5 protein-coding genes are annotated in these 6387 nt (G+C 70.2%); all 5 read left to right on the top strand.

The genetic code is table 11. The features are described from left to right. Window positions 1-659, top strand: a 659-nt coding sequence (locus D183_RS0115020) for a cellulase family glycosylhydrolase (RefSeq protein WP_017909728.1), incomplete at its 5' end; no start/stop codon positions are given. Window positions 660-1012: 353 nt separating this feature from the next. Next, window positions 1013-2068: a glycoside hydrolase family 5 protein gene (locus D183_RS0115015; RefSeq protein ID WP_017909727.1), complete on the top strand. Its 1056-nt coding sequence runs from the start codon at window positions 1013-1015 to the stop codon at window positions 2066-2068. Between the two features lie 107 nt (window positions 2069-2175). Further along, window positions 2176-3051: a methylglyoxal synthase gene (locus tag D183_RS0115010; protein WP_017909726.1), complete on the top strand. Its 876-nt coding sequence runs from the start codon at window positions 2176-2178 to the stop codon at window positions 3049-3051. 151 nt (window positions 3052-3202) lie between these two features. Continuing rightward, window positions 3203-4558: a substrate-binding domain-containing protein gene (locus D183_RS0115005; protein WP_017909725.1), complete on the top strand. Its 1356-nt coding sequence runs from the start codon at window positions 3203-3205 to the stop codon at window positions 4556-4558. A gap of 370 nt (window positions 4559-4928) precedes the next feature. After that, window positions 4929-6032, top strand: a complete 1104-nt coding sequence (locus D183_RS0115000; RefSeq protein ID WP_051067631.1) for an alginate lyase family protein — start codon at window positions 4929-4931, stop codon at window positions 6030-6032. The last annotated feature ends 355 nt before the right edge of the window (window positions 6033-6387 follow it).

Raw genomic sequence — 6387 nt, 5'->3', positions numbered from 1 at the left:
TCATCGGCAGCAGCGGCCTGCCGGTCGCCGCCTTCGTCGACCTGTGGCAGCGTCTGGCACGCGCCTACGGCAGCGACAATGCGGTGGTGTTCGGGCTGATGAACGAGCCGCACGGCATCACCCCGGCCGCGTGGGCCACCGCCGCGCAGGCCGCGGTCGATGCGATCCGCGCCACCGGCGCCAGCAACCTGATCCTGGTGCCGGGCGCGCTGTGGACCGGCGCGCACAGCTGGTACACGCCGGTGGACGGCTCCTCGAACGCCAGCGCGCTGGCCACGCTGCACGACCCGCTGCAGCGCGTGGCGATCGAAGTGCACCAGTACCTGGACGCCGATTCCAGCGGCACCAGCCCGGTCTGCGTGAGCGACGACATCGGCGTCCAACGCCTGCGCGCCTTTACCGACTGGCTGCAGCAGACCGGCCATCTCGGCTTTCTCGGCGAATTCGCTGCCGCCGACACTCCCACCTGCCGGCGCGCGCTGGACGGCATGCTGGCCGACATCGCGCAGCACCCGACGCTGTGGCTGGGCTGGAGCTATTGGGCAGGCGGCGCCTGGTGGCGCGCCGACTATCCGTTCAATGTGGAGCCCGACGCCGACGGCCACGACCGTCCGCAGATGGCGATCCTCGCGCCCTGGGCGCAGCGCATCACGCGCTGAGCGCGGCGCCATGCGTGACAACGCCGTGGCGCACGCCGACAACTAGGCACCTCCAAGTCACGTCGGGACATGTCTGCGAGGGACGGCGCGAGCCCTTTCACGGGCTCAGCGGCAGAGGAATTTTGCCTGGGCACGCGCCGTTGCGGGTTTAAGCCTCTCCTACAGAGCAACGTGCATCCGCCGGGTTGTACACAAGCAGGTGATTGAAGGTGCCCGCATGGCGTGCGACGTGCAATGCGTCGCATATTTCCGATGACCATGATCGCTCTGGCATGGCGGTTGCAGCGTGGTGCACGGCCGCGCACGCCGCATCGCGGCGGCGCCTGCCGCTCTTTCCCCACGAAGGATCCGTCATGCCACGCAGTTTCCGTTTTTTCCGCTCCACGCAATGGCGGCAGCGCGCCGCGCTGTGCCTGCTCCTGGCCGCCTGCGCGCCGTTCGCCCACGCGCAGCAGACGCTGCGCTATGCCGGCATCAACCTGGCCGGCGCCGAGTTCAACTCGGCGAAGAAGCCCGGCGTGCTGTTCAAGGACTATGTGTATCCCACCGACGCCGACTACGCGTACACCGCGGCGCAGGGCATGAACATCGTGCGCCTGCCGTTCCTGTGGGAGCGACTGCAGCCGCAGGCCAACGGCCCGCTCGACACCGCGCAACTCGACGCGCTGCGCACCGCGGTCGAACGCGCCAGGCGCTACAACCTGCACCTGATTCTGGACGTGCACAACTACGCCAAGTACGACGGCGTGCGCATCGGCGGCGACGCGGTGCCGGCGGCGGCGCTGGCCGATCTGTGGCGGCGCCTGGCGCTGGTCTTCGGCAACGATGCCAGCGTGGCATTCGGGCTGATGAACGAGCCCAACGGCCTCGCCTCCGGCGATTGGGCGGCCATCGCGCAGGCGTCGATCGATGCGATCCGTGGCACCGGCGCCGACAACCTGATCCTGGTGCCCGGCACCGCCTTCAGCGGCGCGCACAGCTGGAACAGCACTTGGTACGGCGTGTCCAACGCGCAGGGATTGCTGACGGTCCACGACCCCGCCGGCAACCTGGCATTCGAAGTGCATCAGTACCTGGATCCCGACTCCTCCGGCACCAGCGCCGCCTGCGTCAGCACCAGCATCGGTGCGGAACGCCTGCAAGGATTCACCCAGTGGCTGCGCGCCAACGGCTATCGCGGCTTCCTCGGCGAGTTCGGCAGCAGCAGCGATCCCACCTGCCTGGCGGCGCTCGACACCATGCTCGGCTACGTCCGCGACAACGGCGACGTCTGGCTGGGCTGGACCGCCTGGGCCGGCGGCGCGTGGTGGCGCAGCGACTATGCGTTCAACCTGCAGCCGGACAAGAGCGGCGCCGACAAGCCGCAGATGGACGTGCTGGCGGTGCGCGCGCAGCAGGTCACGCAGTGACAGCGCCAGGGCCGGCATGCGCAGCAGCGGCCCGGCGATCGCGCGGCGATTGAGTCGACACCGCGATCGGGCGCAGACTGTCGCACCTCTTCCGCAGGGATCGACGCATGCGCCTGGGCTTGGCCGCCAACCGACTGCACCACCAGGGCAAGGATGCCGCGCTGTTCCGCTGGCTGCGCGCCAGCGAGGCCGGCATCCGCGAGTTGCAGCTCGGCCTGCACGCGGTCGGCCGCACCCACGAGGCGATCATCCGGGCCGGTCTGCTGGCCGGCCATGCCGGCCTCAAGCGCTACCCGTTCGGCCGCGAGGGCGGACTGATGAAGCTGGTGGCCGAAGTCGTCGGACTGGAAGGCGCCGAACGGACCCTCGACGGCGCCATCTACCTGATCGATCCGGTCGACCCGTCCTCGATCTTCCCCGAGGCGATCGCGCTCAAGCGCCAGTGCGTGATCCACGGCAAGCCGTTCATTTCCACCGTGGCCAGCGCCCGCGATTGGGTGGAGATGGAGCGCGTCCACGCCGGGCTGGCCGCCGACGCCGGCGCCGACGACCTGTACGCGCTGCAGCGGCAGACCCTGGCGCTGATCGCGCACGATGCGATGAAACCGCAGATGCTGGCCTTCGCCAGCGAACATTTCGATCTGCTGTCGCGCTTCGCCGAGCGCGTGGCCACCGGCACCACCGGGCAGCGGCTCAACGAACTGGCCTGGAGTCGCGGCTGGCCGCAGGGCCAGGCGTGGGTGCACCGCTATCAGAGCGGCCCGATGGGCGGCGACGCGCAGATCGCCGATCGCGTGCTGGAACGGCGCTGCCACCGCGCGATCTTCTTCGAGGATCCGCATGTTGCGCGGCAGCACGAAGCCGACATCCAGTTGCTGGAACGCGCGGTCACCACGGTCACCGACAGCGCCGTGTGCATCACCTCACCGGCGATCGCCGCGCGCTGGGCGCAGGCCGCCGCACGCCGGCTCGCATCGGCCTGAGGTTTTCGACGCGCGCGATCGCGTCGCGCGCGGACCGCTGACAGGACACGCCGCGACGCCGCGTTGTCGTGCGTGACCATGCGCACAGTCACTGCGATGTCACGCCGATCGCCAACACTGCCGCGCCTGTCCAGATCCCAGGGGGGATCCCATGTTGCGTTTCACCCTGCGCCTGCTGCTGCTCGGCGCAGTAGCGCTGTGTGCGCTGCCGTCCGCGTCCGCGCAACCGGCCGAGCGCTTGCGCGTACACGGCTCCAACAGCCTCGGCGCGCGGCTGATGCCTGCGCTGGTGGAAGCCTGGCTGCAGAGCATGGGCTACCGGCAACTGCAACGTCGTCGCGTCGATGCGACGACGCTGGAGATCGCCGCGGTGCGCGACGATGCGCCGCTGGTGGTCGAGATCGCCGGCACCGGCTCGGCCGCCGGCATCGCCGACCTGGTGCATGGCGACGCCGAGCTGGCGATGCTGGCGCGTCAGCCCGATGCGCGCGAACGCGAGGCCGCCTGGCAGCTCGGCGACCTGGGCTCGCCGGACCAACAGTTCGTCGTCGCCCTGGATGGCGCGCGGGTGCTGGTCGCCGCCGACAACCCCATCGCCACGCTGAGCGTCGCGCAGCTGCGCGACATCCTGAGCGGCCGGACCACGCGCTGGTCGCAACTCGGCGGCGCGGACCTGCCGATCGCGCTGCACCGCAGTGCCATCCCCGGCGGTCTCGACGACTTCCTGCGCGAACGCCTGGCGCTGCCGGCGGTGCGCATGCCGGGGAACGTCCTGCATGCCGACCTGGCCGAGGCGGCACGCGCCGTCGTCGGCCATCCCGACGCACTGGCGATCGTCGGGTTGACCACGCCGGTGCCGGCCGGCACACGTGCGCTGGCCATCGCCGACGGCGGTATCGCGGTGCTCCCGACGGCAGCAGCCGTGCGCGGCGAGGACTATCCCTTGGTCCAGCGCTATAGCCTGTACGGCGGCCAGATGATGTCGGCGCTCGGCCGCAGCCTGGCCCTGTACGCCCTCGGCCCGCAGGCGCAACAGCTGGTGCGCCGGCTTGGCCCGATTTCCATGGCGATCGACGTCGATCCGGCCACGCCGCAGAGCGGCACCACCGCTGCCCGCGCGGATGCTACCTACGCGCAGGCCAGCACCGGCGCCCGGCGCCTGACCACCACGCTGCGTTTCAGCCTGCAGTCGCTCAATGGCATGTACGAAGCGCGAAGCGCTCAGGACCTCGACCGATTGGTCGCCTTCATGCAACAGCCGGCGATGCACGGCCGCGCCCTGGCGGTGATCGGCTTCGCCACACCGGACAGCGCCAACCGGCTGTACCCGACCATCGCCAGCAACGACCGCGCCGACGTGGTCGCCGCTTACCTGGTGCAACGCGGTGTCGCCGTGGAACGGGTACGCGGTCTCGGCGCACTGCATCCGCTGATCGGCGGCGAAGACGCCGTAGCCAAGGCGCGCAACGAGCGCGTCGAACTGTGGCTGCTGGATCGGGCGCGATAGGACAGTCGGAGCGTGGTTGCGGCCGGTTGGGCACGACATCGCTCGGCCGCTCGTCCCCTTCGAAACCTTTCCCCCGAAAAGCAGGCCGTGGTCCGGGGAGGAGAAGGGAACGCCAAAGCCCCTCTCCCGTCGGGAGAGGGGTTGGGGTGAGGGTACGCAGCGCGAAGCGCCCTCGCCGGCGGAAGATGGGAGGTTCGCGCGTTGCCAGCCGCGCGCGCGTGACGCCGCGCTGGCGCCGATACGACCCGTCGCCATCCGCGCATCGGCGAGCGCATGCTGGCGACCGTGCTCCCGGACTCGGGCCATCCGGCGTTCACCGCATCGCGCCTACAGTCGCCCGACACCCTCGCCAGCGCTTCCGGAGACCGCCATGCTTCGCTCATCGCACGCTGTTCTCGGCGTGGTGCTTGCCGGATTCGCGTTGACCCACAGCACGCCTGCCGCCGCGGTGCAGCGGCTGTGGCCGACCGCGGAGCAATGGCAGCAGTTGCACGCGTCGGCTGCCACCGATCCGGCCTGGCGGCAGGTCGAGGCGGCGCAGGCCCGACTGGCCGATGCGGCACGCGCGCAGGGGGGGGCACATCCGCTCGAGACGCTGAGCACCGGCGGCCGCCTGCGCGGCGATCCAGTGAAGGCGGCGACCGAAACCAGCCTGGGCGACATGCCGCGCATCCAGGCGCTGGCGCTGCGCTACGCCCTGGACGGCGAGCGCGGCGACGCACTGGCCGCCGGCGACCAGCTCGCGCAATGGGCCGCGCACAATGGGCCCAACGGCAACCCGATCGACGAGACCGGGCTGGAACCGGCGATCTTCGCCTACCGCATCGTCCGCCCGGCGCTGCCGGACGCGCAGCGCCGCGCCATCGATGCATGGATGCGCAAGATCGCCGATGCAGAAATCGGCTCGCGCGATCTCAAGCGCAAGACCGCCACCAACAACTGGCACAGCCATCGGCTGAAGACCGTGGGCATGATCGGCGCCGCGCTCGACGATCAGCGCTTGCTGGACTACGCCCGCACCGGCTTTCGTCAGCAGATCGCCGACAACCTGTTGCCCGACGGCCGCAGCATCGACTTCGTCGAGCGCGATGCGCTGTCCTACCACGTCTACGACCTGCGTCCGCTGGTGACGCTGGCACTGCTGTTCTCCGAACGCGGTGAGGATCTGTACCACTGGCGCGCACCGAACGGCGCATCGCTGGCGCGCAGCGTCGACTGGCTGCTGCCGTATGTGCGCGGCGATCGCAGCCACGCGGAGTTCGTCGGCAGCCAGGTGCCGTTCGACAAGGCGCGCTCGGACAACGGGGAAGCGGGCCACGTGATCGGCAAGCCGTATGCCGCGGAGGGGGCGGAATCGTTGTTGGTGCTTGCTGCGGCCTACGATCCGGCGTGCGTGCAACTGGCGCGGCAACTCGGACACGGGACGCCACCCTGGCGCCTGGCGATCAGCACATTGCCCGATTTACCGCGCTAGCTTCCGTCGACTCCGACGGCATCAGAGTGCCGGTGCTCAGCCACGGCATCACGGAGGGTCCGCGACGCGACAGGTCTCGATGCGAGCCATCGCACATCTCATCGCGCGGCACAGCGGCGCGGGAGGTGGTCGCAGCGGTTTGGCCTTATCAGCCCATGCGGGGCACCTTCCCCCGAAAAGGGGGCCATGGTCCCGACAGGAGAAGGAAGAACCATAGCCCCTCTCCCGCCGGGAGAGGGGTTGGGGTGAGGGTACGGGGCGCGCAGCGCCTCGCCGATCGGTCATTGCGAGGCTTCGCCCGCCCCCTCATCCGCCCCTGCGGGGCACCTTCCCCCGAAAAGGGGGCCATGGTCCC

It is taken from the genome of Xanthomonas sp. SHU 199, from assembly GCF_000364665.1.
Taxonomy (GTDB): Bacteria; Pseudomonadota; Gammaproteobacteria; order Xanthomonadales; family Xanthomonadaceae; genus Xanthomonas_A; species Xanthomonas_A sontii.
This window is presented reverse-complemented; position numbering and strand designations above follow the sequence as displayed.